A 25,081-nucleotide genomic window follows, 5' to 3' on the forward strand; every position below is an offset into this window, starting at 1 on the left:
ACTGCCAGAAGGCGTAGAGATGGTAATGCCAGGTGACAACATCAACATGGTAGTTAACCTGATTGCGCCAATCGCAATGGACGAAGGTCTGCGTTTCGCGATCCGTGAAGGCGGCCGTACTGTAGGTGCTGGTGTTGTTGCTAAAGTTATTGCTTAATCTTTGATTATCAAAAGATTATAACGAAAGAGGGGCCTTGGCTCCTCTTTTCTATTTTTAGCCACCATAATTGGTGGCTTTGTTTTATCTCAAGGCAGAACAAAAACAATAATTGAAATGAGATTTATTTCTATTTACTATACCCTTGTATCGTTTATTTTATAAACGTAACCAACTTTAAGTGTAGCTATTTTATCTGACCTAAATAGTTATCAAGAGTGTAATGTAAATAGCTAGAAGAGTGCTTCCATGTATGTCTGTCTCTGTAATGCAATAAGTGATAAAACCATACGCAACGCTGTTCATCAGCAACATGTTCGTTCTATCAGAGAGCTGAGGGACTTTGTTCCTGTAGGAAGTGATTGCGGAAAATGCATACGTCAGGCACGTGAAATCATAAATGAGGAGATTGCCCTCCTGCCCCCAATAAATAATGTTGCTTAAAATAGATCCAATTTTCTTGCAATTACTCTGCTAAACGAGTACTACACTATAGTTACTGGAAGCGGAGGAAATTGTTATGAAAGGTGATAAAAAAATAATTGCACATTTGAACAAACTTCTTGGTAATGAGCTTGTCGCTATTAATCAGTATTTTTTACATGCCCGAATGTTTAAAAATTGGGGATTGGTGCGATTAAATAACGTTGAGTACCACGAATCTATTGACGAAATGAAGCATGCAGATAAGTTTATCGAGCGCATTCTCTTTCTGGAGGGGATACCAAATCTACAAGATTTGGGCAAACTCAATATAGGTGAAGATGTAGAAGAGATGCTACGTTCTGACCTGGAATTAGAATTACGTGGTGCAAAAGATCTGAGAGAAGCAATCGCATATGCTGATTCAGTTCATGATTATGTCAGCCGGGACTTGATGATAGAGATACTTACGGATGAAGAAAATCATATAGACTGGCTGGAAACTCAATTTGAACTCATATCTAGAATTGGTATACAAAATTACATTCAATCTCAGCTTGCTGAAGAAGAATAGCTATAATTTGCCGCCCTATAACTATAATTTACTGTATATAGGGCGCTTTTCCTTTTTCCCCCTTCCGATGTGTATTTTTTGAATAGATTTCATCCTTAATCTTGCTTTGTGAGTAAATTCACGTATAATGCGCGAGCTTACCTACGTAGTAGGACTGATTTTATCAGTAATGAGCGGTGAATTACCGCCATTTAAAATACTCCCGATATGGGAGTTACACATTGAACGATTACACTCCCCCATCAATCGAAATGGGTGCGAGGAGTAATTATTTACGTTTATAAAATAGTTGGAGCTCTGGTCTCATGCAGAACCAAAGAATCCGTATCCGCCTGAAAGCATTTGATCATCGCTTGATCGATCAATCAACTGCGGAAATCGTAGAGACCGCTAAGCGCACTGGTGCGCAGGTTCGTGGTCCGATCCCGCTGCCGACTCGTAAAGAGCGTTTTACCGTTCTGATTTCTCCGCACGTTAACAAAGATGCGCGTGATCAGTACGAAATTCGCACTCACAAACGTCTGGTTGACATCGTTGAGCCAACCGAGAAAACCGTTGATGCTCTGATGCGTCTGGATCTGGCTGCCGGTGTAGACGTGCAGATCAGCCTGGGTTAATCAGGTCATTGAACGATTGAGAGGTTGAAACAATGATTGGTTTAGTCGGTAAAAAAGTGGGTATGACTCGCGTCTTCACAGAAGATGGCGTTTCAATCCCTGTAACTGTTATCGAAATCGAAGATAACCGTGTTACTCAAGTTAAAAGCAACGAGACTGACGGTTATCGTGCAATTCAGGTAACGACTGGTAGCAAAAAAGCTAACCGCGTTAATAAAGCTGAAGCAGGTCATTTCGCTAAAGCTGGCGTTGAAGCTGGTCGCATCCTGCGTGAATTCCGTCTGTCAAAAGGCGACGCAGAGTTCACTGTAGGCCAAAGCATTAGCGTTGAAATTTTCGCTGACGTTAAAAAAGTCGACGTTACTGGTACATCTAAAGGTAAAGGTTTCGCGGGTACTGTTAAACGCTGGAACTTCCGTACTCAGGATGCTACCCATGGTAACTCCTTGTCCCACCGTGTTCCGGGTTCTATCGGTCAGAACCAGACTCCGGGCAAGGTATTTAAAGGCAAGAAAATGGCAGGCCAACTGGGTAATGAGCGTGTAACCGTTCAGAGCCTAGATGTAGTACGTGTTGACGCTGAGCGTAACCTGCTGCTGGTCAAAGGTGCTGTTCCAGGTGCAACGAACAGTAACCTGATCGTAAAACCGGCTGTCAAGGCGTAACGTCGAGGAGATAGGAATGGAATTGGTAATGAAAGACGCGCAAAGCGCGCTGACTGTTTCCGAAACTACCTTCGGGCGTGATTTCAATGAAGCGCTTGTGCATCAAGTAGTTGTTGCGTATGCAGCTGGTGCTCGTCAAGGTACTCGTGCTCAGAAAACTCGTGCTGAAGTTTCTGGTTCAGGTAAAAAACCATGGCGTCAGAAAGGCACTGGCCGTGCGCGTTCTGGTTCTATTAAGAGCCCAATTTGGCGCTCTGGTGGTGTAACTTTCGCAGCGAAGCCACAGGACCACAGTCAAAAAGTTAATAAAAAGATGTACCGCGGTGCTCTGAAAAGCATCCTGTCTGAACTGGTACGTCAAGATCGTCTGATCGTTGTCGAGAAGTTCTCTGTTGAAGCACCTAAAACTAAGTTGCTGGTACAGAAACTGAAAGAAATGGCTCTGGAAGACGTGCTGATCGTCACTGGTGAAGTTGATGAGAACCTGTTCTTAGCAGCTCGTAACCTGTATAAGGTTGACGTTCGTGATGCCGCAGGTATCGACCCAGTAAGCCTGATCGCCTTCGACAAAGTGGTTATGACTGCTGAAGCTGTGAAGCAAGTTGAGGAGATGCTGGCATGATCCGTGAAGAACGTCTGCTGAAAGTACTGCGCGCGCCGCACGTATCTGAAAAAGCTTCTACAGCGATGGAAAAAAGCAACACCATCGTTCTCAAAGTTGCGAAAGACGCGACTAAAGCAGAGATCAAAGCTGCCGTACAGAAACTGTTTGAAGTTGAAGTTGAAGGTGTAAACACTTTGCTGGTTAAAGGTAAAGTTAAACGCCACGGTCAGCGTATTGGTCGTCGTAGCGACTGGAAAAAAGCTTACGTCACCCTGAAAGAAGGCCAGAATCTGGACTTCGTTGGCGGCGCTGAGTAAGTCGGAGGAGTAAAGAACAATGGCAATTGTTAAATGTAAACCTACGTCTCCGGGCCGTCGCCACGTTGTTAAAGTGGTTAACCCTGAGCTGCATAAGGGTAAGCCTTATGCTCCGTTGTTGGAAAAAAACAACAAAACTGGTGGTCGTAACAACAATGGTCGCATTACCACTCGTCACATCGGTGGTGGCCATAAGCAGCATTATCGTCTGATTGACTTCAAACGTAACAAAGATGGTATCCCTGCTGTTGTTGAGCGTCTGGAATATGATCCAAACCGCTCAGCAAACATTGCACTGGTTCTGTATAAAGACGGTGAGCGTCGTTACATCCTTGCGCCTAAGGGCCTGAAAGCAGGTGACCAGATCCAGTCTGGTGCTGATTCAGCAATCAAGGCGGGTAACGCTCTGCCAATGCGCAACATCCCGGTTGGTTCTACTGTTCACAACATAGAAATGAAACCAGGTAAAGGTGGCCAGCTGGCTCGTTCAGCAGGTGCTTATGCTCAGATCGTTGCACGTGATGGTGCTTATGTAACCCTGCGTCTGCGTTCTGGTGAAATGCGTAAAGTGCTGTCTGACTGCCGTGCTACCTTAGGTGAAGTTGGTAACGCAGAACATATGCTGCGCGTTCTGGGTAAAGCTGGTGCAAGCCGCTGGCGTGGTATCCGTCCTACCGTTCGCGGTACGGCGATGAACCCAGTAGACCATCCACATGGTGGTGGTGAAGGTCGTAACTTTGGTAAACACCCTGTAACTCCATGGGGCATTCAGACCAAAGGTAAGAAGACCCGTAGCAACAAACGTACTGATCAATACATCGTACGTCGCCGTTCTAAAAAATAATTAGAGGATAAGCCATGCCACGTTCTCTCAAGAAAGGTCCATTTATTGACCTGCACTTGCTGAAGAAGGTAGAGAAAGCGGTGGAAAGCGGAGACAAAAAGCCTATTAAGACTTGGTCCCGTCGTTCAACGATCTTTCCTAACATGATCGGTTTGACCATCGCTGTCCATAATGGTCGTCAGCATGTTCCAGTTTTTGTTTCCGACGAAATGGTTGGTCACAAACTGGGTGAATTCGCGCCGACCCGTACTTATCGCGGCCATGCGGCCGATAAAAAGGCTAAAAAGCGCTAAGGTAGGAGGAAGAGATGGAAACTATCGCTAAACATCGCCACGCTCGTTCTTCTGCTCAGAAGGTTCGCCTTGTGGCTGACCTGATCCGCGGTAAGAAAGTGTCGCAAGCTCTGGAAACTCTGACCTATACCAACAAGAAAGCTGCTGGTTTAGTGAAGAAAGTACTTGAGTCTGCTATTGCTAACGCAGAACACAACGATGGCGCTGACATCGATGATCTGAAAGTCACGAAAATTTTCGTAGACGAAGGCCCAACTATGAAGCGTATTATGCCTCGTGCCAAAGGCCGCGCAGATCGTATCCTGAAGCGCACCAGCCACATTACTGTGGTTGTGTCCGATCGCTGAGACTCTGGAGACTAGCAATGGGTCAGAAAGTACATCCTAATGGTATTCGTCTGGGGATTGTCAAACCTTGGAACTCTACCTGGTATGCGAATACTAAAGAATTCGCTGACAACCTAGACAGCGACTTTAAAGTTCGCCAGTACTTGAACAAAGAACTGGCTAAAGCATCTATTTCACGTATCGTTATCGAACGTCCTGCGAAAAGCATCCGTGTGACCATTCACACTGCTCGTCCAGGCATTGTAATCGGTAAAAAAGGTGAAGACGTTGAAAAACTGCGTAAGGCTGTAGCGGATATCGCTGGCGTTCCTGCGCAGATTAATATTGCCGAAGTGCGTAAACCTGAACTGGACGCAAAATTGGTTGCTGACAGCATCAGCTCACAGCTGGAACGTCGTGTTATGTTCCGTCGTGCTATGAAGCGTGCTGTACAGAACGCAATGCGTCTGGGCGCTAAAGGTATCAAAGTGGAAGTAAGCGGCCGTTTGGGCGGTGCTGAAATCGCGCGTACTGAATGGTATCGTGAAGGTCGTGTACCTCTGCATACTCTGCGTGCGGACATCGACTACAATACTTCTGAAGCGCACACCACTTATGGTGTAATCGGCGTTAAGGTATGGATCTTCAAAGGTGAGATCCTGGGTGGTATGGCTGCAGTTGAACAGGCGGAAAAACCGGCTGCTCAACCTAAAAAGCAGCAGCGTAAAGGCCGCAAGTAAGGAGAGTCGCTGATGTTACAACCAAAGCGTACGAAATTCCGTAAAGTGCACAAAGGCCGTAACCGCGGTCTGGCTGCAGGTGCGGATGTTAGCTTCGGCACTTTCGGTCTGAAAGCTGTGGGCCGTGGTCGTCTGACTGCTCGTCAGATCGAAGCGGCACGTCGTGCTATGACCCGTGCAATTAAGCGTCAAGGTAAAATCTGGATCCGTGTGTTCCCAGACAAACCTATCACCGAAAAGCCACTCGAAGTGCGTATGGGTAAAGGTAAAGGTAACGTAGAATACTGGGTTGCCTTGATCCAGCCCGGTAAAGTCCTGTATGAAATGGACGGTGTACCTGAAGAGCTGGCTCGTGAAGCATTCAAGCTGGCAGCAGCGAAACTGCCTATCAAAACCACCTTTGTAACTAAGACGGTGATGTAATGAAAGCACAAGAGCTGCGCGAAAAAAGCGTTGAAGAGCTGAACACTGAGCTGCTGAACCTGTTACGCGAACAATTTAATCTGCGTATGCAGGCGGCGAGTGGCCAGCTGCAACAGTCTCACCTGTTGAAACAAGTGCGTCGTAATATTGCACGCGTTAAGACTTTACTGACTGAGAAGGCGGGTGCGTAATGACCGATAAAATCCGTACTCTGCAAGGTCGTGTTGTTAGCGACAAAATGGAAAAATCCATTGTTGTTGCTATTGAACGTAAGGTGAAACACCCTCTGTATGGTAAATTCATCAAACGTACGACCAAACTGCACGTACATGACGAGAACAATGAATGTGGAATTGGTGATGTAGTGGAAATCCGCGAAACCCGTCCACTGTCTAAGACTAAATCTTGGACCTTAGTTCGCGTTGTAGAGAAAGCGGTTCTATAATAGATCGCTGTATCGTACGAAATAAACGGCTCAGAAAAACAGGGCCGTTTATTTTTCTGTCCATCGCGAAGATGTGGTGTTATAATGCCGCGCCCTCGTAGTATGGGATATTGAAACGGCCTCTTTAAAAATAAAGTGGCTCAGTAGTAGTTGACATTTAGCGGAGCACTAAAATGATCCAAGAACAGACTATGCTGAACGTGGCCGACAACTCCGGTGCACGTCGCGTAATGTGTATCAAGGTTCTAGGTGGCTCGCACCGTCGCTACGCAGACGTCGGTGATATCATCAAGATCACAATCAAGGAAGCAATTCCTCGTGGTAAAGTGAAAAAAGGTGATGTCCTGAAAGCGGTAGTGGTGCGCACCAAGAAGGGTGTTCGTCGCCCGGACGGTTCTGTCATTCGCTTCGATAGCAACGCTTGCGTATTGTTGAACAACAATAGTGAGCAGGTTATCGGTACGCGTATTTTTGGGCCGGTAACTCGTGAACTTCGTAATGAAAAGTTCATGAAAATTATCTCTCTGGCACCTGAAGTACTCTAAGGAGCAGACAATGGCAGCGAAAATCCGTCGTGATGACGAAATTATCGTGCTGACCGGTAAAGACAAAGGTAAGCGCGGTAAAGTAAAACAGGTTCTTTCTTCTGGTAAGGTCATTGTTGAAGGTATCAATCTGGTTAAAAAACATCAGAAGCCAGTTCCGGCTCTGAATCAACCAGGTGGCATCGTTGAAAAAGAAGCAGCAATTAATGTTTCTAACGTTGCAATCTTTAACGCAGCAACCGGCAAGGCTGACCGTGTAGGTTTTAGATTCGAAGATGGCAAAAAAGTCCGTTTCTTCAAATCTAATAGCGAAACTATCAAGTAATTTGGAGTATACGATGGCGAAACTGCATGATTACTACAAAGACGAGGTAGTCCAGAAACTGATGACTCAGTTTGGTTACCATTCTGTCATGCAAGTCCCTCGGGTCGAGAAGATCACCCTGAACATGGGTGTTGGTGAAGCAATCGCTGACAAAAAACTGCTGGATAACGCAGCAGCTGATTTGGCAGCAATCTCTGGTCAAAAACCATTGATCACCAAAGCTCGCAAGTCAGTTGCAGGCTTCAAAATCCGTCAGGGCTATCCAATCGGCTGTAAAGTAACCCTGCGTGGAAAACGCATGTGGGAGTTCTTTGAGCGCCTGATTTCTATTGCTGTACCACGTATCCGTGACTTCCGTGGTTTGTCCGCTAAATCATTTGATGGACGTGGTAACTACAGCATGGGTGTTCGTGAGCAAATCATCTTCCCTGAAATCGATTACGATAAAGTGGATCGTGTACGTGGTTTAGATATTACTATCACCACTACTGCGAAATCTGATGATGAAGGCCGCGCACTGTTGGCTGCGTTTAACTTCCCGTTCCGCAAGTAAGGCAGGGTACTCATGGCTAAGCAATCAATGAAAGCACGTGATGTAAAACGTGCGAAATTAGCTGAGAAATTCTTCGCAAAACGCGTTGAGCTGAAAGCGATCATCTCTGATGTAAACGCATCTGATGAAGACCGTTGGAATGCTGTTCTCAAGCTGCAAACACTGCCACGTGATTCCAGCCCTTGCCGTCAGCGTAACCGCTGCCGTCAAACTGGGCGTCCGCATGCGTTCTTGCGGAAGTTTGGGTTGAGCCGTATTAAAGTCCGTGAAGCCGCTATGCGCGGTGAAATCCCGGGCCTTAAAAAGGCTAGCTGGTAATTGTCACCAATTGAATCACGGGAGTAAAGACAGATGAGCATGCAAGATCCGATCGCGGATATGCTGACCCGTATCCGTAACGGTCAGGCCGCGAATAAAGTTGCGGTCACCATGCCTTCCTCCAAGCTGAAAGTGGCAATTGCCAAAGTGCTGAAGGAAGAAGGTTACATTGAAGATTTTAAAATCGAAGGCGACACCAAGCCAGAACTGGAAATAACACTGAAATATTTCCAAGGTAAGGCTGTTGTAGAAAGTATTCAGCGTGTAAGCCGCCCAAGTCTGCGCATCTATAAGAAAAAAGATGAGCTGCCACAAGTTATGGCTGGTTTGGGTATCGCTGTTGTTTCTACCTCTAAAGGTGTAATGACTGATCGTGCAGCTCGCCAGGCTGGTCTGGGTGGCGAGATTCTCTGCTACGTAGCTTAATTCGGGAGGAAAGAATGTCTCGTGTTGCAAAAGCACCCGTCGTCATTCCTGCCGGCGTAGAGGTTAAACTCAACGGTCAGGTTATTTCGATTAAGGGTAAAAACGGCGAGCTAAGTCGTACAATCCACAACGCAGTTGAAGTTAAACATGCGGATAACCAACTGACTTTCGCACCTCGCGAAGGTTTTGCTGATGCTTGGGCACAGGCGGGTACTACTCGTTCTTTGCTGAATGCAATGGTTATTGGTGTTAACGAAGGTTTCACTAAGAAACTCCAACTGGTGGGTGTTGGTTACCGTGCAGCAGTTAAAGGCAATGCAGTTAGCTTGTCTTTAGGCTTCTCGCATCCGGTTGAGCATCAACTACCAGCAGGCATAACTGCGGAATGCCCATCACAAACTGAAATCGTACTGAAAGGTGCTGATAAGCAGGTGATTGGTCAGGTTGCGGCAGATCTGCGTGCCTATCGTCGTCCTGAGCCATATAAAGGCAAGGGTGTTCGTTACGCCGATGAAGTCGTGCGTACCAAAGAGGCTAAGAAGAAGTAAGGTAACACTATGGATAAGAAAGCAGCTCGTATCCGTCGTGCGACCCGCGCACGCCGCAAGCTCCAGGAACTGGGTGCAACTCGCCTGGTGGTACACCGTACCCCTCGCCATATTTATGCGCAGGTTATCGCACCAAATGGTTCTGAAACTCTGGTGGCCGCTTCTACAACAGAAAAAGCTATCAGTGAACAACTGAAATTTACTGGAAACAAAGAAGCCGCAGCATTAGTTGGTAAAATTGTTGCTGAACGTGCTCTGGAAAAAGGCATTAAAGATGTGTCCTTTGACCGTTCTGGTTTCCAATATCATGGTAGAGTCCAGGCACTGGCAGATGCTGCCCGTGAAGCTGGCCTTCAGTTCTAAGGTAGAGGTGTAAGATGGCTCACATCGAAAAACAAGCTGGCGAACTGCAGGAAAAGCTGATCGCGGTAAACCGCGTATCTAAAACCGTTAAAGGTGGCCGCATTTTCAGCTTTACAGCACTGACTGTAGTTGGTGATGGTAACGGTCGCGTTGGTTTTGGCTACGGCAAAGCACGCGAAGTTCCGGCAGCAATCCAGAAAGCGATGGAAAAAGCTCGTCGCAATATGAAAAATGTCGCACTTAACGGCGGCACTCTGTACCACCCAGTGAAAGGCTCACACACCGGTTCTCGCGTGTTCATGCAGCCTGCACACGAAGGTACAGGTATCATCGCCGGTGGTGCGATGCGTGCTGTTCTGGAAGTGGCTGGAGTTCGTAACGTACTGGCTAAAACCTATGGTTCCACTAACCCAATCAATGTGGTTCGTGCAACTCTGGATGCATTAGACAGCATGAAGTCTCCAGAAATGGTCGCAGCTAAGCGTGGCAAATCCGTCGAAGAAATTCAGGGGTAATGACCATGGCTAAGACTATTAAAATCACTCAGGTTCGCAGTTCAATTGGTCGTTTGCCTAAACACAAGGCAACTCTGACTGGTTTAGGCCTGCGTCGCATTGGTCATACAGTTGAACGTGAAGATACACCAGCTGTTCGCGGTATGGTCAACTTGGTTTCCTATATGGTTAAAGTTGAGGAGTAACAGATGCGCTTAAATACTCTGTCTCCGGCTGAAGGTGCCAAGCACGCACCTAAACGTGTAGGTCGTGGTATTGGTTCTGGTCTGGGTAAAACCGGTGGCCGTGGTCACAAAGGTCAGAAGTCTCGTTCTGGCGGTGGCGTTCGTCGCGGTTTTGAAGGCGGCCAGATGCCTCTGTATCGTCGTCTGCCAAAATTTGGTTTTACTTCACGTAAGGCAATGATCACTGCAGAAATTCGTCTGTCTGATTTTGCTCGTGTTGAAGGCGATGTTATCGATCTGAATGCACTGAAAGCTGCTAACATCATCGGCCCTCAAATTGAATTCGCTAAAGTAATGCTTTCTGGCGAAGTCAATCGCGCAGTAACTGTGCGTGGCTTGCGTGTTACTAAAGGCGCCCGCGCTGCTATTGAAGCTGCTGGCGGTAAAATTGAGGAATAAGTAACAGATGGCTAAACAACCAGGATTAGATTTTCAAAGTGCCAAAGGCGGATTAGGCGAGTTAAAACGCAGACTTTTGTTTGTCATTGGAGCTCTAATTGTTTTCCGTATTGGCTCTTTTATTCCAATCCCTGGTATTGATGCCACTGTGCTTGCCAAATTGCTCGAGCAGCAAAGAGGCACCATCATTGAAATGTTTAACATGTTCTCTGGTGGTGCTTTAAGCCGTGCTTCTATCTTTGCACTGGGTATAATGCCATATATTTCGGCGTCTATTATTATCCAGTTGCTAACTGTGGTTAACCCCCGTTTAGCAGAGATTAAGAAGGAAGGGGAAGCTGGTCGTCGTAAGATCAGTCAGTACACCCGTTATGGCACATTAGTGCTGGCAATATTCCAGTCAATCGGTATTGCTACTGGGTTGCCAAATATGCCTGGAATGCAAGGCTTAGTGATTAATCCTGGTTTTGCGTTCTATTTCACGGCTGTTGTAAGTCTGGTCACGGGAACCATGTTCTTGATGTGGCTGGGTGAGCAGATTACTGAACGAGGTATCGGTAACGGTATTTCGATCATAATCTTTGCTGGTATCGTTGCGGGTTTACCGCCTGCGATTGGTCACACCATCGAGCAAGCTCGGCAAGGCGACTTGCACTTCCTCCTGTTGCTGTTGGTTGCAGTATTAGTGTTTGCCGTAACTTTCTTTGTTGTTTTCATGGAGCGTGGTCAACGTCGTATCGTTGTTAACTATGCTAAACGTCAACAAGGTCGTAAAGTTTTCGCGGCACAAAGTACACATTTACCGTTGAAAGTGAATATGGCTGGGGTTATCCCTGCAATTTTTGCTTCCAGTATTATTTTGTTCCCTGGTACCATAGCCTCTTGGTTTGGTGGTGGAACAGGCTGGAGCTGGTTGACAACTATTTCTATGTATTTGCAGCCAGGTCAACCGCTTTATGTGTTATTATACGCGTCTGCAATCATCTTCTTCTGTTTCTTCTACACGGCTTTGGTATTCAATCCAAGAGAAACAGCAGATAACCTGAAGAAGTCCGGTGCATTTGTACCAGGAATTCGTCCGGGAGAGCAAACGGCTAAGTACATCGATAAAGTAATGACTCGTTTAACCCTAGTTGGTGCGTTATATATTACTTTTATCTGCTTAATCCCGGAGTTCATGCGTGATGCAATGAAAGTTCCATTCTATTTTGGTGGTACTTCCCTACTGATTGTAGTTGTCGTCATCATGGACTTTATGGCTCAAGTGCAAACTTTAATGATGTCGAGTCAGTATGAGTCTGCATTGAAGAAGGCAAACCTGAAAGGGTATAACCGCTAATAGGTTTGCTTGAGAAGTTACGGAGAGTAAAAATGAAAGTTCGTGCTTCCGTCAAGAAATTATGCCGCAACTGCAAAATCGTTAAACGTAACGGTATCGTTCGTGTGATTTGCAGTGCAGAGCCTAAGCACAAACAGCGCCAAGGCTAATTAATCGCATATTTTTCTTGCAAAGTTGGGTTGAGCTGGCTAAATTAGCCAGCCAATCTTTTTTATCTGACAGCAACATTGTTTGAGTATCCTGAAAACGGGCTTTTCAGAATGATGTTGCAGTGAATAAATATTGTAGGAGTGCATAGTGGCCCGTATAGCAGGCATTAACATTCCTGATCAGAAACATACCGTAATCGCGTTAACCTCGATCTACGGCATCGGTAAAACCCGCTCACAAGCAATCTGTGCAGCAGCGGGCATTGCTGAAAATGTTAAGATCAGTGAGCTGTCTGAAGAGCAAATTGACAAGCTGCGTGACGAAGTTGCTAAATACGTTGTAGAAGGTGATTTGCGTCGTGAAGTGACCCTGAGTATCAAACGTCTGATGGATCTTGGTTGCTATCGTGGTTTGCGTCATCGTCGTGGTCTGCCAGTTCGCGGTCAGCGTACTAAGACCAATGCACGTACCCGTAAGGGTCCGCGTAAACCGATCAAGAAATAATCGGGGTATTGAATAATGGCAAAAGCACCTATTCGTGCACGTAAGCGTGTAAGAAAACAAGTCTCTGACGGTGTGGCTCATATCCATGCTTCTTTCAACAACACCATCGTTACTATTACTGATCGTCAGGGTAACGCATTGGGTTGGGCAACTGCTGGTGGTTCCGGTTTCCGTGGTTCTCGTAAATCTACTCCGTTTGCGGCTCAGGTTGCAGCAGAGCGCTGTGCCGAAGCAGTAAAAGAATACGGAATTAAGAACCTGGAAGTTATGGTTAAAGGACCTGGTCCTGGCCGTGAGTCAACTATCCGCGCATTAAACGCGGCTGGTTTCCGCATCACTAATATTACTGATGTGACTCCGATCCCTCATAACGGTTGTCGTCCACCGAAAAAACGTCGCGTTTAATGCGTCTTCGTTTTTAGGATTGTTGGAGAAAGAAAATGGCAAGATATTTGGGTCCTAAGCTCAAGCTGAGCCGTCGCGAGGGTACAGACCTTTTCCTGAAGTCTGGCGTTCGCGCGATTGACACCAAGTGTAAATTAGAACAGGCACCAGGCCAGCACGGCGCACGTAAACCGCGTCTGTCTGACTATGGTGTACAGTTACGTGAAAAACAAAAAGTTCGTCGTATTTACGGTGTTCTGGAACGTCAATTCCGTAACTACTATAAAGAAGCGACCCGTCTGAAAGGCAACACAGGTGAAAACCTGCTGAATTTGCTGGAAAGTCGCTTGGATAACGTCGTTTATCGTATGGGCTTTGGCGCGACTCGTGCTGAATCACGTCAGATGGTAAGCCACAAGGCTATCATGGTAAATGGTCGCGTTGTTAACATCGCTTCTTATCAGGTATCCCCGAATGACGTAGTCAGCGTTCGTGAAAAAGCGAAGAAGCAGGCTCGCATTAAAGCAGCCTTAGAGCTGGCTGAGCAGCGTGAGAAACCAACTTGGTTGGAAGTTGATGCTGCGAAGATGGAAGGTGTGTTCAAACGTATTCCTGAACGTACTGATCTATCCGCTGACATTAACGAACACCTGATCGTCGAGCTTTACTCTAAGTAAAGCTTAGCACCAAAGAGAGGACACAATGCAGGGTTCTGTGACAGAGTTTCTAAAACCGCGCCTGGTAGATATCGAGCAAGTCAGTTCGACGCACGCCAAGGTGACCCTTGAGCCATTAGAGCGTGGCTTTGGCCATACTCTTGGCAACGCACTGCGCCGTATTCTGCTTTCGTCTATGCCGGGTTGTGCGGTGACTGAGGTTGAGATTGATGGTGTACTGCATGAGTACAGCACCAAAGAAGGTGTACAGGAAGATATCCTGGAGATTCTCCTCAATCTGAAAGGGCTGGCGGTGAAAGTTCAGGGTAAAGATGAAGTTATCCTTACCTTGAATAAATCTGGCATTGGCCCTGTGACTGCAGCCGACATCATCCATGATGGTGATGTCGAAATCGTCAAGCCGCAGCACGTAATCTGCCATCTGACTGATGAAAGCGCTTCCATTAGTATGCGTATTAAAGTTCAGCGCGGTCGTGGTTATGTGCCGGCTTCTGCCCGAATTCATTCGGAAGAAGATGAGCGCCCTATCGGTCGTTTGTTAGTAGATGCTTGCTATAGCCCAGTAGAGCGTATCGCCTACAATGTTGAAGCAGCTCGTGTAGAACAGCGTACTGACCTGGATAAGCTGGTTATCGAGATGGAGACTAACGGTACAATCGATCCTGAAGAAGCGATTCGCCGTGCAGCTACCATTCTGGCTGAGCAACTGGAAGCTTTTGTTGACTTACGTGACGTACGTCAACCAGAAGTTAAAGAAGAGAAGCCAGAGTTTGATCCGATCCTGCTGCGCCCTGTTGACGATCTGGAATTGACTGTCCGCTCTGCTAACTGCCTTAAAGCAGAAGCTATCCACTACATCGGTGATCTGGTACAGCGTACCGAGGTTGAGTTACTTAAGACACCTAACCTGGGTAAAAAATCTCTTACTGAGATTAAAGACGTACTGGCTTCGCGTGGACTTTCTCTGGGCATGCGTCTGGAAAACTGGCCACCAGCAAGTATTGCTGATGAATAACTAGATCACAGGTTAAGGTTTTACTGAGAAGGATAAGGTCATGCGCCATCGTAAGAGTGGTCGTCAATTGAACCGCAACAGCAGCCATCGCCAAGCTATGTTCCGTAACATGGCAGGTTCTTTGGTTCGTCATGAAATCATCAAGACGACTCTGCCTAAAGCGAAAGAACTGCGTCGCGTCGTTGAGCCGCTGATTACTCTTGCCAAGACCGACAACGTAGCTAATCGTCGTCTGGCATTCGCCCGTACTCGTGACAACGAGATCGTGGCAAAACTGTTTAATGAACTGGGCCCGCGTTTTGCGAGCCGCGCAGGTGGTTACACTCGTATTCTGAAGTGTGGCTTCCGTGCTGGTGACAATGCACCGATGGCATACATCGAGCTTGTTGACCGCGCAGCTGAGTCTCAGACAGAAACAGCATCTGCAGAGTAATCTGTAGAAGCGTAAAAAACCGGGTATTATCCCGGTTTTTTATTGCTCCTTAATTCTCTTCCAATCATCATTATCTTGTTTCTTATCAAATAACCTGTAAATTCTCTCTGTATAGGTGACCTCTTAGACTATTCTGATAAAATTATTTCTACTTTCTATTTGATGGGAGTATCTCTGATGTATCGTATTGGCCAGTTGGCTAAATTAGCAAGTGTTACACCAGACACTATCCGTTTTTATGAAAAACAGGGACTGATGGTTCATGGAGAAAGAACAGAAGGTGGTTATAGACTTTATACAAAACAAGATCTACAGAGATTACGTTTTATCCGTTATGCAAAACAATTGGGTTTCACGTTAGAAGCGATTGTAGAATTATTATCTATTCGGGTGGATCCTGAGCATCACACATGTCAGGAATCGAAACATATCGTTGATTCAAGATTACAGGAAGTTGAAGAAAAATTATTGGAAATGCAAAAAATGCGTGATTCTCTGAAAATGTTAAGTGATGCGTGTTGTGGTAGCGCACATGTAAGTACATATTGTTCTATATTGGAAATTTTGGAGGAGGGTGCAACGAATAAATAATTTTTCTTTATTATTCCGAATACTAAGAGTACAATTGCCTTGTTTTTAATCAAATAATTATTTCAATTAATTAATCATTTCTTAAATTAACTTTTCTTAGAGGTCATTATGACAACTTATCACCATAAAAAAGGTGTGATCAAAGATAATGCTATAGAAGCCTTACTGCATGATCCTTTATTTAGACAGAGAGTAGAAAAAAACAAAAAAGGTAAAGGAAGTTATAATCGTAAAGCAAAACACGGCAAAAATAGTGGTTGGGAGGCCAATGATAATAATTTTTTCAAGTTGTTATCATTGGCCTTCTAACTTATTAAGTGACGATACCCGTTTAATAAAGCTGAGGCAGGTGTCTTTAAAGGAAGAAAGGGCTTGGCTGGAAAAGTTTTTCCACTTCAGGAACGAATTTTTTATCAGTAATAAACATGATTACATGGTCACCTTGCTGAATGATACTGTAATCATTAGCAATAATGACTTCTTCATTGCGGACAATAGCACCAATTGTTGTTCCTGGCGGCAGTTTAATATCACCTATTTTGCGCCCAACAACTTTTGATGTATGCTCATCACCATGAGCAATGGCTTCGATCGCTTCAGCAACACCACGCCTTAATGAAAATACACTCACAATATCGGCTTTACGAACATGACCAAGTAATGCTGAAACTGTTGCCTGTTGAGGTGAGATGGCAATATCAATGACTCCACCTTGTACTAAATCAACATATGCACTGCGTTGAATGAGAACCATCGCTTTTTTCGCTCCCATTCGTTTTGCAAGCATCGCTGACATAATGTTGGCTTCATCATCATTTGTTAATGCGATAAAAACATCAACTTGTTCAATATGCTCTTCAGCTAGCAGTTCTTGATCAGAAGCATCTCCATAGAACACAATGGTATCATGTAGTAATTCTGCAAGTTCTGTTGCTCTTTCTTGGTTATGCTCAATTAGTTTGACGCTATAATCTTTTTCAAGCCGTAAGGCTAAGCCTGCACCAACATTGCCTCCACCAACGATCATGATGCGTTTATATGGTTTTTCAAGACGTTGTAATTCACTCATTACAGCTCTGATATGTTGCGATGCGGCAACGAAAAAAACTTCATCCCCTGCTTCAATAATTGTTGAGCCTTGTGGCCTAATTGGACGGTCTTGGCGGAATATTGCAGCAACTTTGCTATCAATATGTGGCATATGCTCCCGAAGTGAAGATAAAGCATTTCCTACTAGCGAGCCTCCATAATAGGCTTTGACTGCAACAATACTGACTCGGCCTTCCGCGAAATTAACAACTTGCAATGCGCCGGGGTATTGGATCAGTTTATAAATGTAATCAATGACCAGTTGCTCAGGAGATATCAGATAATCAATTGGAATATGATCAGGTTGGAATAGTTTTTCTGATTCACGGATATACTCTGATGATCGTATTCTAGCGACTTTATTGGGGGTATTGAATAGAGAGTAAGCAATCTGGCATGCAATCATATTGGTTTCATCGGAGTTTGTCACAGCGACCAACATATCAGCATCTTCAGCCCCTGCTTCTCTTAATACTCTAGGATGAGAACCATGACCATTTACAACCCTCAGATCAAATTTATCCTGCAACTGACGTAAACGATCTGTATCGGTATCAACGATAGTAATATCATTGTTTTCATCAACCAAATTTTCGGCTAATGTTCCGCCAACCTGGCCTGCACCTAGAATAATTATCTTCATAGCACTCTCTTCTTGATTAGAAGCTGTTTTCCTATTCTTGATATTTTAGCAAAATGGTAAAATTCTCTCGTTCCAATAGAACGAGAGAAAAATATTACTGCTTAGTTAGCCGAGCATAAAAGAAACCGTCACCACCTGTTATTTCTGGAATGATTTGTGTTCCTGGTTTTTCCTGTGTGCCTGTTTCTGATGATAACTCAGCATCTGAATGGCGTTTCAAAAATGCTTTAATTTGATCACTATTTTCCTGAGGCAAAATTGAGCAGGTAGCATAAACTAGGGTGCCATTTTTCTTTAAATATGGCCAGATAGCATCAAGAATTTCAGATTGTAATGTGGCTAATTGCTCAATATCATCACTTCTGCGTAGCCATTTTATGTCAGGATGACGGCGAATAACTCCAGTTGCCGAGCACGGTGCATCAAGGAGAATACGATCAAATTGTTCATCTGTAGCCCACTTATGTGGAAGACGACCATCACCTGTTTTTACGACGGCATGTAAATTAAGTCTCTGTAAATTTTCATTCACCCGCTTAATTCTTTGCTCATCAATATCGATAGCTAGTACTTTCGATTTTGGCGCTATCTCGAGGATATGAGTGGTTTTTCCTCCGGGAGCCGCACAAAGATCGAGTATAGATTCTTCGTTACATGGAGTTAAAAGCTCGGCACATCCTTGGGCAGAGCGATCTTGAATAGTTACCCACCCTTTATCAAATCCGGGTAGGGTATTTACAGGACGAGGGATTAGTAAGCGAATAGCATTAGGATGGTCCTTATCCAATTCTGCTTCTATATTTGCCTCTTCTAATAGAGCGAGATATTCATTAGCCGTATGATGGAATTGGTTCACCCGTAGCCACATTGGAGGTTTTTGGTTGTTGGCATCCACTATATTTTGCCAATTGTGTGGATAAGCTTTTTGTATACGTTCTAACAGCCACTTAGGATGTAAATATTGGCTGATATGATTATTTGCTCGTTCGATTAATTCTTGTTGTTGGCGCTGAAATTGGCGAAGGACGCCATTGATTAACCCTTTTAGTTGCGGTCGTTTTAAGGTAATCGCACCATTGACGGTTTCGGCAAGTACAGCATGTGCAGGAATGCGTGTATAAATAAGCTGATAAATTCCAACCATGATTAAGTAGTGGAAAATACGTTGTTTTCCTTTTAATGGTTTTTCCATTAATTGATTAATAAACCATTCAAGTTGAGGTAATACCCTCATAACTCCAAAGCAGAGTTCTTGCAGCAGAGCCTTGTCTTTGTCAGAAATTCTTTGTTGCATTTCAGGTATAACGGTGCTGAGAGATTGCCCTTGCTCAAGTACTTGGGTGATCGCTTTTGCAGCGATGCTTCGCAGGTTGTATGTATTTTTCATGGTATGGTTAAAAAGCTGGCTGTCGTCAGCATCATAAAATAGGAAGACGCCTATATGCTAAGAGCATACAGGCAAATTAGTATTAGTTGATTTTATTGCCTGGTGTAAACCATTCACGTTTGGAATTTAAGAGATCGGCAGCGGACATTGCTTTTTTACCAGGAGGCTGCAACTGAGTGATATTTAGTATTCCATCGGCAGTCGCAATTTGGATTCCTTTTTTATCTGCGCTGATAATTGTTCCAGGGGCTTGGATGGTTTGCTCTGCGATGACATCTGCTTGCCAGATCTTAATGGGGTGATCATCTATTAAGAAGAAGCTCATCGGCCAAGGGTTGAAAGCACGAACACAACGTTCAAGCTGGATTGCTGATAAATTCCAGTCCATTTTTGCTTCATCTTTGCTCAGTTTTTCGGCGTATGTCGCAAGAGAACTATCTTGAGTTTCAGGTTGGCATTTTCCCGATGTGATTAAATTTAAGGTATCGAGTAAAGCTTTTGGACCAATATTGGCAAGTTTTTCATATAAGCTGGCACTAGTGTCTTCATTTTTAATTGGGCAAATGGCTTTCAACAGCATATCACCAGTATCAAGCCCAGCATCCATTTGCATGATCGTCACGCCAGTTTCTTGGTCTCCTGCCCAAATTGAGCGTTGGATAGGAGCAGCTCCACGCCAGCTAGGCAACAATGAACCGTGAACATTCAGGCATCCCAAACGAGGAATATCTAATACGATTTGGGGAAGAATCAGCCCATATGCAACAACAATCATAATATCGGCTTTCTGTTCTATGACCCATTGTTGGCTTTCTTCTGTACGTAAGGTTGTTGGCTGGAAAACAGGAATACCCTGTTTTTCAGCCAATACCTTTACAGGACTTGGTGTCAGTTTCTTACCTCTTCCTGCCGGCTTATCTGGTCGAGTGAGTACTCCAACAACTTGATGTTGAGAGCTTAATAAAGCAGTCAAATGGCGGGCCGCGAAATCAGGGGTTCCGGCAAAAATAATACGTAAAGAATCAGACACTGTTATTTCCTGCAATGATAAAATTTATTTGCTTTTGGCTCTCAGACGGTCAATTTTTTCAACTTTCTGACGGATGCGTTGGCGTTTCAATGGGGAGAGATAATCGACAAAAAGTTTACCGACTAAGTGATCCATTTCATGTTGAATACAAATTGCCAACAGACCATCTGCTTCTAATTCAAATGCCTGGCCGTTATAATCTAGAGCCTTAATTCTTACTTTCTCAAAACGTGGTACAAATCCACGCTGTTCAGGAACTGATAGACAACCTTCTTCTATTCCTGTTTCACCAGACTCATCAACTAACTCTGGGTTAATAAGAACAAGACGTTGCTCACGATCCTCAGAGACATCAATGACAATAATTCTTTGATGAATATCGACTTGTGTTGCCGCTAAACCAATACCTTCTTCTGCATACATCGTTTCGAACATATCATCAATGATACGTTGGATTTCTGCATCGACTTTTTCTACTGGCTTTGCAATTGTGCGAAGTCGTTCGTCTGGATAATGTAATACTTGTAAAACTGACATATGTGTTTAGAACTGCATCCAAAAAGTGAGTAATAATTGCTGCCTATTCTAGACATTTCCCGTTTAGATTGACAGCATTGAACATAAAATAATCATGCAGAAGTTACCTTCAATTAGGTCAGGATGACGATATGGAAACAATGGAAATGTGGTTGCGAATGAAAATGGTCACTCATCTTTCAGCAGCAAAGGCGGTATTCATTATGGATCGCCTGTTACACGCGAAGAATTGCAGCACTACTTTTCTTAAAGAATGTGGTTTGTCACCTACGCAATGTTTGCAATTTATGAAGGCTAACTCTGCCACATTGATATCGGCTTTCAATTGGTTAGAACAACCGAATAACCATTTATTGACTTTATCTCATCCTGGATATCCTCCTTTATTAAAACAGATACATTCACCACCTCTTGTACTTTTTGTCACGGGTGATGTATCGCTCCTGTCCCAAAAACAAATTTCCATGGTTGGCAGCAGAACAGCAACTTTCTATGGTGAAAAATGGGGTAAGACCTTTGCTAGTGAATTAGCTAGAAACAATCTGATCATAACTAGTGGCTTGGCGATTGGTATTGATGGTATTTGCCATCAGGCAACATTAGATTCAGGTGGAAAAACTATTGCTGTACTTGGTAGTGGGCTTAACAATATTTATCCCACTCGTCATCAGGCACTGGCTCATCGTATTAAAGAAAATGGCGCATTGGTCTCTGAATTTTTTCCTGATACGCCGCCCAAAGCGAAAAATTTTCCAAGACGAAATCGGATTATTAGTGGATTGAGTTTGGCTCTTCTTATTGTGGAGGCTCATAAAAACAGTGGATCACTAATTACAGCACGCTGTGCTCTTGAACAAGGGAGGGATATTTTTGCATTACCCGGCCCGCTAGGTACTCCTTCAAATGAGGGCAACCATTGGTTAATTAAGCAAGGGGCTTATCTGGCAACAAGTGTGATGGATATAATGGAACATATTAATTCGTCGTTTCAATGGATTAATTTTGAAGGAAAAGTGGAAGAAAAGGATAGTGAACAATTTGCACAAACAGAGTTGCCATTTGCGGATGTGCTGGTTAACGTAGGTAACGATGTTACACCTATTGATGTGATCGCTCAGCGTTCTTCCCTTCCTATTACAGAAGTCATGACCAAGTTATTGGATTTAGAGCTTATGGGAAAAGTTGCCGTTGTTGCTGGTGGATATGTCCGAACCAATTAATCTATTTAATTTGTATTTTTTCCAACGTTATGATGGCTGGTATTTAGCGAGTGAAATATGCCTAAGAAAGTTCCCTTTGCTATAAAAGAAACAGAATACTGCCCTGAGTGTGGTGCTGAGTTAGTCATCCGTAATGGATCACATGGTCTATTTTATGCGTGTTCTGGTTACCCATCCTGCAATTATCTTCGTCCTTTGAAATCACAGGGTGATGGGCATATTGTAAAAGAATTGGATGGACAGATCTGCCCAGCATGTGGTTTTACTTTGGTCTTACGGCAAGGACGTTATGGCATGTTTATTGGCTGTAGTCACTATCCTGAATGTGAGCATACAGAATTGATTGATAAACCAGACGATACATCAATTAATTGTCCTCAATGCCAACAAGGACAGTTATTTCAGCGTAAATCTCGTTTTGGAAAAACATTTCATTCCTGTAGTCGTTATCCCGATTGCCAATTTGCGCTTAACAATAAACCTGTGCCGGGAGAATGTATGTTTTGCCACTATCCATTGTTAATGGAAAAACGCGCTTACCAAGGCATAAAATTGTTTTGTGCCAGTAAATTGTGTAGTAAGCAACAATTCAATGAAATTGAGAAAGAAAATGAGTAATGAAATCCCACCTGCATTTGATGCAATTATCACGGCCTTAAAAGAAGAAAAAGTCATTGCCTATCCAACAGAGGCTGTTTTTGGATTAGGGTGTGATCCCGATAGTGAGAACGCAGTACAAGAGCTTTTAGCGTTGAAAAACCGGTCTTGGGAAAAAGGCCTAATTCTTATTGCTGATAATTATGAGCGGCTATGTCCTTATATTGACGATGAGCAATTGAGCGATATACAAAAGGAAACCATATTTTCCTCTTGGCCTGGTCCTGTTACATGGGTTATACCAGCGAAAAAAACAACACCAAAATGGTTAACAGGTAAGTTTTCAACGTTGGCGGTTCGAGTCACTACCCATCCTTTGGTTAAGCAATTATGTTCTGGTTATGAAAAACCACTTGTGTCGACCAGTGCTAATCTAAGCGGATTAGAACCATGCCGGAGTGTGGAAGAAGTGCGCCAGCAATTTGGGAATCGTGTCCCGATTTTGGAAGGAGAAGTAGGGGGGCGTAAAAATCCATCGGAAATCAGAGACGCTTTAACGGGTAAGTTATATCGGCAAGGGTAAAAATAATGGATAAATTCGCGGTTTTTGGTAACCCAATTGAACATAGTAAGTCCCCTTATATTCATCGATTATTTGCTGAACAGACTGGCATTGAACATCAATATGGGAAAATATTTGCACCAATAGAAAGCTTTGAACAAACTTTAGCTCATTTTTTTGCACAAGGTGGTTTGGGAGCTAATATCACCGTCCCTTTCAAAGAAAGAGCTTACCGATGCTCAGATGAGTTGACTGAGCGGGCAAGGATTAGTGGAGCTGTCAATACATTAAAATTGGTCGGCGGAAATCAACTTATTGGTGATAATACTGATGGGATTGGGTTACTGGTGGATCTACAGCGGCTTAACTTCATTGCCCCGGGACAAAGGATTTTGATTATTGGTGCGGGTGGGGCTGCGAAGGGAGTAATCTCTCCTTTGCTCTCATTGGGATGCTCCGTCACTATCACTAATCGTACTTTTGAGCGGGCTCAACTAATTGCGAATAAATTTTCTCTATTAGGTGATATCCGGGTTGTTGAGATGGAGGCACTTATTTCTCCAGACTTTGATATCGTCATTAATGCAACGGCTTCCGGCCTTGATGGAGAAATTCCTGCGATATCACCGTTACTTTTTCAAAACAATAGCGTTTGTTATGACATGTATTATCAGTATGGATTAACACCTTTCCTCAGCTTTGCTCATCAAAATGGAGCTTCACGTTTAGCTGATGGTTTGGGAATGTTGGTAGGGCAAGCTGCGCACGCTTTTGAATTGTGGCATGGGGTATTTCCTGAAATAGGATCTGTTTTAACTGCTTTAAGGCGAGAATTACACTCATGAATCAATCAATTCAATTTCCTGATCGTGAAGAATGGGATGAAAACGGGAATAAAGTGATATTTCCAGCAATGGTAGATGGTTTGCTGGTGGAATGTGTGATTAGTGCTGATGAGATTATTGCGCGTTATGGTCAAGCTCATCACCCACTCGTTCTGTTTCGTCAACACCGCTGGGATCTAGAAGAGGAGTTTGAAACGGTTATTTTGAGTGGGCATGATGATCAGTTTGGGCGTTATTCTTTGCTTTCAGATTGTGTCGCTAAATAATTGTCTTTCCAGTTGGCGTAATTATTAGCAGAATAAAGCAGCCCTTCTAATTCTTCAGGTTTGAGTTTTCTCACTTGTTTTGCTGGGCTACCTACGTACAGATATCCTCTTTCTAGCCTTTTTCCTGGGGGAATTAGGCTGCCAGCTCCGATGATTACATCATCTTCAATAATGGCACCATCAAGCACAATAGTTCCCATACCAACTAATACTCGATTTCCTATCTTACATCCATGCAGCATTGCTTTATGGCCCACAGTGACATCTTCTCCAATTATTAGTGGGTAACCATCAGGGTTATCATTAGATTTGTGAGTTACGTGCAAAACAGAGCCATCTTGAATATTTGTGCGAGAACCAATGGAGACATAATTCACATCTCCACGGATAACTACCAGAGGCCAGATACTTACATCTTCTGCCAATCTGACATCTCCAATCACAACAGAAGAAGGATCTAAAAGAACTTTTTGACCAATTTGAGGATAAAAATTTAAGTATTGACGCAAAACAGTGGACATAAAAGACCTCAACAGTAAGAACGAATAACAATTAGTAGAAATGTTATTGAGGAAAATATCACCACGCAATCAAAAAATTTGTTTTAATATTAGGCTAATTGAGTGGTTTTTATATCAAAAAGAGCAAAAAATACTCGATCGAAAATAAAATTCAAAAAAACTATTGTCAGCGCCGTAAAACTCCCTATAATGCGCCACCACTGACCGACGCTGAGCTGAGACACGCCGCTGAGGGAAGTGAGAGAAAAGCGAAAATAACCGCTTGACTCCGGAGGCGAAAAGCGTAAGATACTCAGCCTCGCAACCCGGAAGAGACTTTCGGTTGCACCGCTCTTTAACAAATTAATCAGACAATCTGTGTGGGCACTCGCAAGACACTATCTGCGCCGGAAGGCGAAAAAGATTAAAAAAGTCTTGAAGAGTGACTAAAACAGTTAATTCATTATGAACTAACAGTAACAATTCTTTGAGCATCAAACACTTTAATTGAAGAGTTTGATCATGGCTCAGATTGAACGCTGGCGGCAGGCCTAACACATGCAAGTCGGGCGGCAGCGGGAAGAAGCTTGCTTCTTTGCCGGCGAGCGGCGGACGGGTGAGTAATGTCTGGGGATCTGCCCGATGGAGGGGGATAACCACTGGAAACG

Annotated in this window: 44 protein-coding genes; 38 read left to right on the top strand and 6 right to left on the bottom strand. The window is 44.1% G+C overall.

What is annotated here, in order from left to right:
- The 33 genes from Xmir_RS34765 to Xmir_RS34925 all read left to right on the top strand — a co-directional run.
- Positions 1-157 (top strand): EF-Tu C-terminal domain-related protein (locus Xmir_RS34765; protein ID WP_479688411.1); only part of this gene is annotated, 157 nt, incomplete at its 5' end.
- Positions 158-406: 249 nt separating this feature from the next.
- Positions 407-601 (top strand): bacterioferritin-associated ferredoxin, encoded by a 195-nt coding sequence (gene bfd / locus Xmir_RS34770; protein WP_099112785.1) that lies wholly within the window; start codon positions 407-409, stop codon positions 599-601.
- 76 nt (positions 602-677) lie between these two features.
- A complete protein-coding gene (gene bfr, locus Xmir_RS34775; RefSeq protein ID WP_099112786.1) occupies positions 678-1,154 on the top strand; it encodes a bacterioferritin in 477 nt (158 codons plus the stop codon).
- A gap of 305 nt (positions 1,155-1,459) precedes the next feature.
- Positions 1,460-1,771 carry a 30S ribosomal protein S10 gene (gene rpsJ / locus Xmir_RS34780; protein WP_001181005.1) on the top strand — a complete coding sequence of 104 codons (312 nt, stop codon included), beginning with the start codon at positions 1,460-1,462 and terminating at the stop codon, positions 1,769-1,771.
- Between the two features lie 32 nt (positions 1,772-1,803).
- Positions 1,804-2,436, top strand: a complete 633-nt coding sequence (gene rplC / locus Xmir_RS34785) for a 50S ribosomal protein L3 (RefSeq protein ID WP_099112787.1) — start codon at positions 1,804-1,806, stop codon at positions 2,434-2,436.
- A 16-nt stretch (positions 2,437-2,452) separates the two neighbouring features.
- Positions 2,453-3,058, top strand: a complete 606-nt coding sequence (gene rplD, locus Xmir_RS34790) for a 50S ribosomal protein L4 (protein WP_045968043.1) — start codon at positions 2,453-2,455, stop codon at positions 3,056-3,058.
- Positions 3,055-3,357 carry a 50S ribosomal protein L23 gene (rplW, locus tag Xmir_RS34795; RefSeq protein ID WP_038269605.1) on the top strand — a complete coding sequence of 101 codons (303 nt, stop codon included), beginning with the start codon at positions 3,055-3,057 and terminating at the stop codon, positions 3,355-3,357. Before rplD ends, rplW begins: the two co-directional genes overlap by 4 nt.
- A gap of 19 nt (positions 3,358-3,376) precedes the next feature.
- On the top strand, positions 3,377-4,201 hold the full coding sequence (gene rplB, locus Xmir_RS34800) for a 50S ribosomal protein L2 (protein WP_099112788.1): 825 nt from the start codon (positions 3,377-3,379) through the stop codon (positions 4,199-4,201).
- Between the two features lie 14 nt (positions 4,202-4,215).
- Positions 4,216-4,494: a 30S ribosomal protein S19 gene (gene rpsS, locus Xmir_RS34805; RefSeq protein WP_011148791.1), complete on the top strand. Its 279-nt coding sequence runs from the start codon at positions 4,216-4,218 to the stop codon at positions 4,492-4,494.
- Positions 4,495-4,508: 14 nt separating this feature from the next.
- Entirely contained in the window at positions 4,509-4,841 is a 333-nt protein-coding gene (gene rplV / locus Xmir_RS34810; protein ID WP_010847481.1) for a 50S ribosomal protein L22, read from the top strand.
- A 17-nt stretch (positions 4,842-4,858) separates the two neighbouring features.
- Positions 4,859-5,560: a 30S ribosomal protein S3 gene (gene rpsC / locus Xmir_RS34815; RefSeq protein ID WP_069317333.1), complete on the top strand. Its 702-nt coding sequence runs from the start codon at positions 4,859-4,861 to the stop codon at positions 5,558-5,560.
- A 12-nt stretch (positions 5,561-5,572) separates the two neighbouring features.
- Positions 5,573-5,983, top strand: coding sequence for a 50S ribosomal protein L16 (gene rplP / locus Xmir_RS34820; protein ID WP_012990491.1), 411 nt, complete (start codon positions 5,573-5,575; stop codon positions 5,981-5,983).
- Positions 5,983-6,174: a 50S ribosomal protein L29 gene (rpmC, locus tag Xmir_RS34825; protein WP_010847484.1), complete on the top strand. Its 192-nt coding sequence runs from the start codon at positions 5,983-5,985 to the stop codon at positions 6,172-6,174. Before rplP ends, rpmC begins: the two co-directional genes overlap by 1 nt.
- Complete coding sequence (gene rpsQ, locus Xmir_RS34830) at positions 6,174-6,428, top strand: 30S ribosomal protein S17 (RefSeq protein ID WP_010847485.1); 255 nt, start codon at positions 6,174-6,176, stop codon at positions 6,426-6,428. Before rpmC ends, rpsQ begins: the two co-directional genes overlap by 1 nt.
- Positions 6,429-6,601: 173 nt before the next feature.
- The gene (gene rplN, locus Xmir_RS34835) at positions 6,602-6,973 is read left to right on the top strand and encodes a 50S ribosomal protein L14 (RefSeq protein ID WP_004246955.1); all 372 of its coding nucleotides are present in this window, start codon (positions 6,602-6,604) and stop codon (positions 6,971-6,973) included.
- 10 nt (positions 6,974-6,983) lie between these two features.
- Complete coding sequence (gene rplX, locus Xmir_RS34840; RefSeq protein WP_099112789.1) at positions 6,984-7,298, top strand: 50S ribosomal protein L24; 315 nt, start codon at positions 6,984-6,986, stop codon at positions 7,296-7,298.
- Positions 7,299-7,311: 13 nt separating this feature from the next.
- Complete coding sequence (rplE, locus tag Xmir_RS34845) at positions 7,312-7,851, top strand: 50S ribosomal protein L5 (protein WP_045968052.1); 540 nt, start codon at positions 7,312-7,314, stop codon at positions 7,849-7,851.
- Between the two features lie 12 nt (positions 7,852-7,863).
- Positions 7,864-8,169 carry a 30S ribosomal protein S14 gene (gene rpsN / locus Xmir_RS34850; protein WP_010847489.1) on the top strand — a complete coding sequence of 102 codons (306 nt, stop codon included), beginning with the start codon at positions 7,864-7,866 and terminating at the stop codon, positions 8,167-8,169.
- Between the two features lie 33 nt (positions 8,170-8,202).
- A complete protein-coding gene (gene rpsH / locus Xmir_RS34855; protein WP_038240479.1) occupies positions 8,203-8,595 on the top strand; it encodes a 30S ribosomal protein S8 in 393 nt (130 codons plus the stop codon).
- Positions 8,596-8,609: 14 nt separating this feature from the next.
- Entirely contained in the window at positions 8,610-9,143 is a 534-nt protein-coding gene (rplF, locus tag Xmir_RS34860; protein ID WP_099112790.1) for a 50S ribosomal protein L6, read from the top strand.
- Between the two features lie 9 nt (positions 9,144-9,152).
- Positions 9,153-9,506: a 50S ribosomal protein L18 gene (gene rplR, locus Xmir_RS34865; protein ID WP_038240476.1), complete on the top strand. Its 354-nt coding sequence runs from the start codon at positions 9,153-9,155 to the stop codon at positions 9,504-9,506.
- A 14-nt stretch (positions 9,507-9,520) separates the two neighbouring features.
- A complete protein-coding gene (gene rpsE / locus Xmir_RS34870; protein WP_047961671.1) occupies positions 9,521-10,021 on the top strand; it encodes a 30S ribosomal protein S5 in 501 nt (166 codons plus the stop codon).
- Between the two features lie 5 nt (positions 10,022-10,026).
- Positions 10,027-10,206, top strand: a complete 180-nt coding sequence (gene rpmD, locus Xmir_RS34875; protein WP_008913894.1) for a 50S ribosomal protein L30 — start codon at positions 10,027-10,029, stop codon at positions 10,204-10,206.
- A gap of 3 nt (positions 10,207-10,209) precedes the next feature.
- Entirely contained in the window at positions 10,210-10,644 is a 435-nt protein-coding gene (gene rplO / locus Xmir_RS34880; RefSeq protein ID WP_069317325.1) for a 50S ribosomal protein L15, read from the top strand.
- A 7-nt stretch (positions 10,645-10,651) separates the two neighbouring features.
- Positions 10,652-11,983 carry a preprotein translocase subunit SecY gene (gene secY, locus Xmir_RS34885; RefSeq protein WP_099112791.1) on the top strand — a complete coding sequence of 444 codons (1,332 nt, stop codon included), beginning with the start codon at positions 10,652-10,654 and terminating at the stop codon, positions 11,981-11,983.
- A gap of 32 nt (positions 11,984-12,015) precedes the next feature.
- On the top strand, positions 12,016-12,132 hold the full coding sequence (gene rpmJ, locus Xmir_RS34890) for a 50S ribosomal protein L36 (protein ID WP_012768118.1): 117 nt from the start codon (positions 12,016-12,018) through the stop codon (positions 12,130-12,132).
- A gap of 148 nt (positions 12,133-12,280) precedes the next feature.
- Positions 12,281-12,637 carry a 30S ribosomal protein S13 gene (gene rpsM / locus Xmir_RS34895; RefSeq protein WP_038240472.1) on the top strand — a complete coding sequence of 119 codons (357 nt, stop codon included), beginning with the start codon at positions 12,281-12,283 and terminating at the stop codon, positions 12,635-12,637.
- A 15-nt stretch (positions 12,638-12,652) separates the two neighbouring features.
- The gene (rpsK, locus tag Xmir_RS34900; RefSeq protein ID WP_002919257.1) at positions 12,653-13,042 is read left to right on the top strand and encodes a 30S ribosomal protein S11; all 390 of its coding nucleotides are present in this window, start codon (positions 12,653-12,655) and stop codon (positions 13,040-13,042) included.
- A gap of 35 nt (positions 13,043-13,077) precedes the next feature.
- The gene (gene rpsD, locus Xmir_RS34905) at positions 13,078-13,698 is read left to right on the top strand and encodes a 30S ribosomal protein S4 (RefSeq protein WP_045960135.1); all 621 of its coding nucleotides are present in this window, start codon (positions 13,078-13,080) and stop codon (positions 13,696-13,698) included.
- Between the two features lie 25 nt (positions 13,699-13,723).
- On the top strand, positions 13,724-14,713 hold the full coding sequence (locus tag Xmir_RS34910) for a DNA-directed RNA polymerase subunit alpha (RefSeq protein WP_038269634.1): 990 nt from the start codon (positions 13,724-13,726) through the stop codon (positions 14,711-14,713).
- A 40-nt stretch (positions 14,714-14,753) separates the two neighbouring features.
- Positions 14,754-15,146 carry a 50S ribosomal protein L17 gene (gene rplQ / locus Xmir_RS34915; protein WP_047961667.1) on the top strand — a complete coding sequence of 131 codons (393 nt, stop codon included), beginning with the start codon at positions 14,754-14,756 and terminating at the stop codon, positions 15,144-15,146.
- Positions 15,147-15,323: 177 nt separating this feature from the next.
- Entirely contained in the window at positions 15,324-15,737 is a 414-nt protein-coding gene (zntR, locus tag Xmir_RS34920) for a Zn(2+)-responsive transcriptional regulator (protein WP_099112792.1), read from the top strand.
- A 108-nt stretch (positions 15,738-15,845) separates the two neighbouring features.
- The gene (locus Xmir_RS34925; RefSeq protein ID WP_099112793.1) at positions 15,846-16,046 is read left to right on the top strand and encodes an alternative ribosome-rescue factor A; all 201 of its coding nucleotides are present in this window, start codon (positions 15,846-15,848) and stop codon (positions 16,044-16,046) included.
- Positions 16,047-16,092: 46 nt separating this feature from the next.
- Here Xmir_RS34925 and trkA read toward each other — a convergent pair whose 3' ends face one another.
- The 4 genes from trkA to def form a co-directional block, all read right to left on the bottom strand.
- A complete protein-coding gene (gene trkA / locus Xmir_RS34930; protein ID WP_099112794.1) occupies positions 16,093-17,469 on the bottom strand; it encodes a Trk system potassium transporter TrkA in 1,377 nt (458 codons plus the stop codon).
- Between the two features lie 94 nt (positions 17,470-17,563).
- Entirely contained in the window at positions 17,564-18,856 is a 1,293-nt protein-coding gene (rsmB, locus tag Xmir_RS34935; protein WP_099112795.1) for a 16S rRNA (cytosine(967)-C(5))-methyltransferase RsmB, read from the bottom strand.
- An 82-nt stretch (positions 18,857-18,938) separates the two neighbouring features.
- A complete protein-coding gene (gene fmt / locus Xmir_RS34940; RefSeq protein ID WP_099112796.1) occupies positions 18,939-19,886 on the bottom strand; it encodes a methionyl-tRNA formyltransferase in 948 nt (315 codons plus the stop codon).
- 24 nt (positions 19,887-19,910) lie between these two features.
- Positions 19,911-20,423, bottom strand: a complete 513-nt coding sequence (gene def, locus Xmir_RS34945; protein ID WP_099112797.1) for a peptide deformylase — start codon at positions 20,421-20,423, stop codon at positions 19,911-19,913.
- Between the two features lie 131 nt (positions 20,424-20,554).
- On the opposite strand from def, the gene dprA reads away from it, so the two are divergent.
- The 5 genes from dprA to Xmir_RS34970 are packed head-to-tail and all read left to right on the top strand — an operon-like array spanning position 20,555 to position 23,913.
- Positions 20,555-21,643 carry a DNA-protecting protein DprA gene (gene dprA, locus Xmir_RS34950; protein ID WP_099112798.1) on the top strand — a complete coding sequence of 363 codons (1,089 nt, stop codon included), beginning with the start codon at positions 20,555-20,557 and terminating at the stop codon, positions 21,641-21,643.
- A gap of 57 nt (positions 21,644-21,700) precedes the next feature.
- Positions 21,701-22,261 carry a DNA topoisomerase family protein gene (locus Xmir_RS34955; protein ID WP_099112799.1) on the top strand — a complete coding sequence of 187 codons (561 nt, stop codon included), beginning with the start codon at positions 21,701-21,703 and terminating at the stop codon, positions 22,259-22,261.
- Entirely contained in the window at positions 22,254-22,823 is a 570-nt protein-coding gene (gene tsaC / locus Xmir_RS34960) for an L-threonylcarbamoyladenylate synthase type 1 TsaC (RefSeq protein WP_099112800.1), read from the top strand. The genes Xmir_RS34955 and tsaC overlap by 8 nt, the downstream gene beginning before the upstream one ends.
- A 5-nt stretch (positions 22,824-22,828) precedes the next feature.
- A complete protein-coding gene (gene aroE, locus Xmir_RS34965; protein WP_099112801.1) occupies positions 22,829-23,647 on the top strand; it encodes a shikimate dehydrogenase in 819 nt (272 codons plus the stop codon).
- The gene (locus tag Xmir_RS34970) at positions 23,644-23,913 is read left to right on the top strand and encodes a DUF1488 family protein (RefSeq protein ID WP_099112802.1); all 270 of its coding nucleotides are present in this window, start codon (positions 23,644-23,646) and stop codon (positions 23,911-23,913) included. Before aroE ends, Xmir_RS34970 begins: the two co-directional genes overlap by 4 nt.
- On the opposite strand, the gene Xmir_RS34975 is transcribed toward Xmir_RS34970, so the two are convergent.
- Positions 23,880-24,434, bottom strand: coding sequence for a gamma carbonic anhydrase family protein (locus tag Xmir_RS34975; RefSeq protein WP_099112803.1), 555 nt, complete (start codon positions 24,432-24,434; stop codon positions 23,880-23,882). The genes Xmir_RS34970 and Xmir_RS34975 overlap by 34 nt on opposite strands.
- A 342-nt stretch (positions 24,435-24,776) precedes the next feature.
- Positions 24,777-25,081 (bottom strand): hypothetical protein (locus Xmir_RS34980; protein WP_208620376.1); only part of this gene is annotated, 305 nt, incomplete at its 5' end.

The organism is Xenorhabdus miraniensis, from assembly GCF_002632615.1.

Excerpts from the sequence above, each read along its gene's own strand:
- rpsC (WP_069317333.1), top strand. The coding sequence starts at position 4,859 with ATGGGTCAGAAAGTACATCCTAATGGTATTCGTCTGGGGATTGTCAAA.
- Xmir_RS34910 (WP_038269634.1), top strand. The coding sequence starts at position 13,724 with ATGCAGGGTTCTGTGACAGAGTTTCTAAAACCGCGCCTGGTAGATATC.
- rplP (WP_012990491.1), top strand. The coding sequence starts at position 5,573 with ATGTTACAACCAAAGCGTACGAAATTCCGTAAAGTGCACAAAGGCCGT.
- rplB (WP_099112788.1), top strand. The coding sequence starts at position 3,377 with ATGGCAATTGTTAAATGTAAACCTACGTCTCCGGGCCGTCGCCACGTT.
- rplV (WP_010847481.1), top strand. The coding sequence starts at position 4,509 with ATGGAAACTATCGCTAAACATCGCCACGCTCGTTCTTCTGCTCAGAAG.
- rplR (WP_038240476.1), top strand. The coding sequence starts at position 9,153 with ATGGATAAGAAAGCAGCTCGTATCCGTCGTGCGACCCGCGCACGCCGC.
- rplW (WP_038269605.1), top strand. The coding sequence starts at position 3,055 with ATGATCCGTGAAGAACGTCTGCTGAAAGTACTGCGCGCGCCGCACGTA.
- Xmir_RS34970 (WP_099112802.1), top strand. The coding sequence starts at position 23,644 with ATGAATCAATCAATTCAATTTCCTGATCGTGAAGAATGGGATGAAAAC.
- rpmJ (WP_012768118.1), top strand. The coding sequence starts at position 12,016 with ATGAAAGTTCGTGCTTCCGTCAAGAAATTATGCCGCAACTGCAAAATC.
- trkA (WP_099112794.1), bottom strand. The coding sequence starts at position 17,469 with ATGAAGATAATTATTCTAGGTGCAGGCCAGGTTGGCGGAACATTAGCC.
- rplX (WP_099112789.1), top strand. The coding sequence starts at position 6,984 with ATGGCAGCGAAAATCCGTCGTGATGACGAAATTATCGTGCTGACCGGT.
- rplC (WP_099112787.1), top strand. The coding sequence starts at position 1,804 with ATGATTGGTTTAGTCGGTAAAAAAGTGGGTATGACTCGCGTCTTCACA.
- rsmB (WP_099112795.1), bottom strand. The coding sequence starts at position 18,856 with ATGAAAAATACATACAACCTGCGAAGCATCGCTGCAAAAGCGATCACC.
- rpsJ (WP_001181005.1), top strand. The coding sequence starts at position 1,460 with ATGCAGAACCAAAGAATCCGTATCCGCCTGAAAGCATTTGATCATCGC.
- Xmir_RS34955 (WP_099112799.1), top strand. The coding sequence starts at position 21,701 with ATGCCTAAGAAAGTTCCCTTTGCTATAAAAGAAACAGAATACTGCCCT.
- secY (WP_099112791.1), top strand. The coding sequence starts at position 10,652 with ATGGCTAAACAACCAGGATTAGATTTTCAAAGTGCCAAAGGCGGATTA.
- rpsH (WP_038240479.1), top strand. The coding sequence starts at position 8,203 with ATGAGCATGCAAGATCCGATCGCGGATATGCTGACCCGTATCCGTAAC.
- Xmir_RS34975 (WP_099112803.1), bottom strand. The coding sequence starts at position 24,434 with ATGTCCACTGTTTTGCGTCAATACTTAAATTTTTATCCTCAAATTGGT.
- rplF (WP_099112790.1), top strand. The coding sequence starts at position 8,610 with ATGTCTCGTGTTGCAAAAGCACCCGTCGTCATTCCTGCCGGCGTAGAG.
- rpsK (WP_002919257.1), top strand. The coding sequence starts at position 12,653 with ATGGCAAAAGCACCTATTCGTGCACGTAAGCGTGTAAGAAAACAAGTC.
- bfr (WP_099112786.1), top strand. The coding sequence starts at position 678 with ATGAAAGGTGATAAAAAAATAATTGCACATTTGAACAAACTTCTTGGT.
- rpmD (WP_008913894.1), top strand. The coding sequence starts at position 10,027 with ATGGCTAAGACTATTAAAATCACTCAGGTTCGCAGTTCAATTGGTCGT.
- rplQ (WP_047961667.1), top strand. The coding sequence starts at position 14,754 with ATGCGCCATCGTAAGAGTGGTCGTCAATTGAACCGCAACAGCAGCCAT.
- aroE (WP_099112801.1), top strand. The coding sequence starts at position 22,829 with ATGGATAAATTCGCGGTTTTTGGTAACCCAATTGAACATAGTAAGTCC.
- rpsE (WP_047961671.1), top strand. The coding sequence starts at position 9,521 with ATGGCTCACATCGAAAAACAAGCTGGCGAACTGCAGGAAAAGCTGATC.
- rplN (WP_004246955.1), top strand. The coding sequence starts at position 6,602 with ATGATCCAAGAACAGACTATGCTGAACGTGGCCGACAACTCCGGTGCA.
- bfd (WP_099112785.1), top strand. The coding sequence starts at position 407 with ATGTATGTCTGTCTCTGTAATGCAATAAGTGATAAAACCATACGCAAC.
- rplD (WP_045968043.1), top strand. The coding sequence starts at position 2,453 with ATGGAATTGGTAATGAAAGACGCGCAAAGCGCGCTGACTGTTTCCGAA.
- rpsQ (WP_010847485.1), top strand. The coding sequence starts at position 6,174 with ATGACCGATAAAATCCGTACTCTGCAAGGTCGTGTTGTTAGCGACAAA.
- rpsS (WP_011148791.1), top strand. The coding sequence starts at position 4,216 with ATGCCACGTTCTCTCAAGAAAGGTCCATTTATTGACCTGCACTTGCTG.
- rplE (WP_045968052.1), top strand. The coding sequence starts at position 7,312 with ATGGCGAAACTGCATGATTACTACAAAGACGAGGTAGTCCAGAAACTG.
- rplO (WP_069317325.1), top strand. The coding sequence starts at position 10,210 with ATGCGCTTAAATACTCTGTCTCCGGCTGAAGGTGCCAAGCACGCACCT.
- rpsD (WP_045960135.1), top strand. The coding sequence starts at position 13,078 with ATGGCAAGATATTTGGGTCCTAAGCTCAAGCTGAGCCGTCGCGAGGGT.
- zntR (WP_099112792.1), top strand. The coding sequence starts at position 15,324 with ATGTATCGTATTGGCCAGTTGGCTAAATTAGCAAGTGTTACACCAGAC.
- rpsN (WP_010847489.1), top strand. The coding sequence starts at position 7,864 with ATGGCTAAGCAATCAATGAAAGCACGTGATGTAAAACGTGCGAAATTA.
- Xmir_RS34925 (WP_099112793.1), top strand. The coding sequence starts at position 15,846 with ATGACAACTTATCACCATAAAAAAGGTGTGATCAAAGATAATGCTATA.
- rpmC (WP_010847484.1), top strand. The coding sequence starts at position 5,983 with ATGAAAGCACAAGAGCTGCGCGAAAAAAGCGTTGAAGAGCTGAACACT.
- tsaC (WP_099112800.1), top strand. The coding sequence starts at position 22,254 with ATGAGTAATGAAATCCCACCTGCATTTGATGCAATTATCACGGCCTTA.
- dprA (WP_099112798.1), top strand. The coding sequence starts at position 20,555 with ATGGAAACAATGGAAATGTGGTTGCGAATGAAAATGGTCACTCATCTT.
- def (WP_099112797.1), bottom strand. The coding sequence starts at position 20,423 with ATGTCAGTTTTACAAGTATTACATTATCCAGACGAACGACTTCGCACA.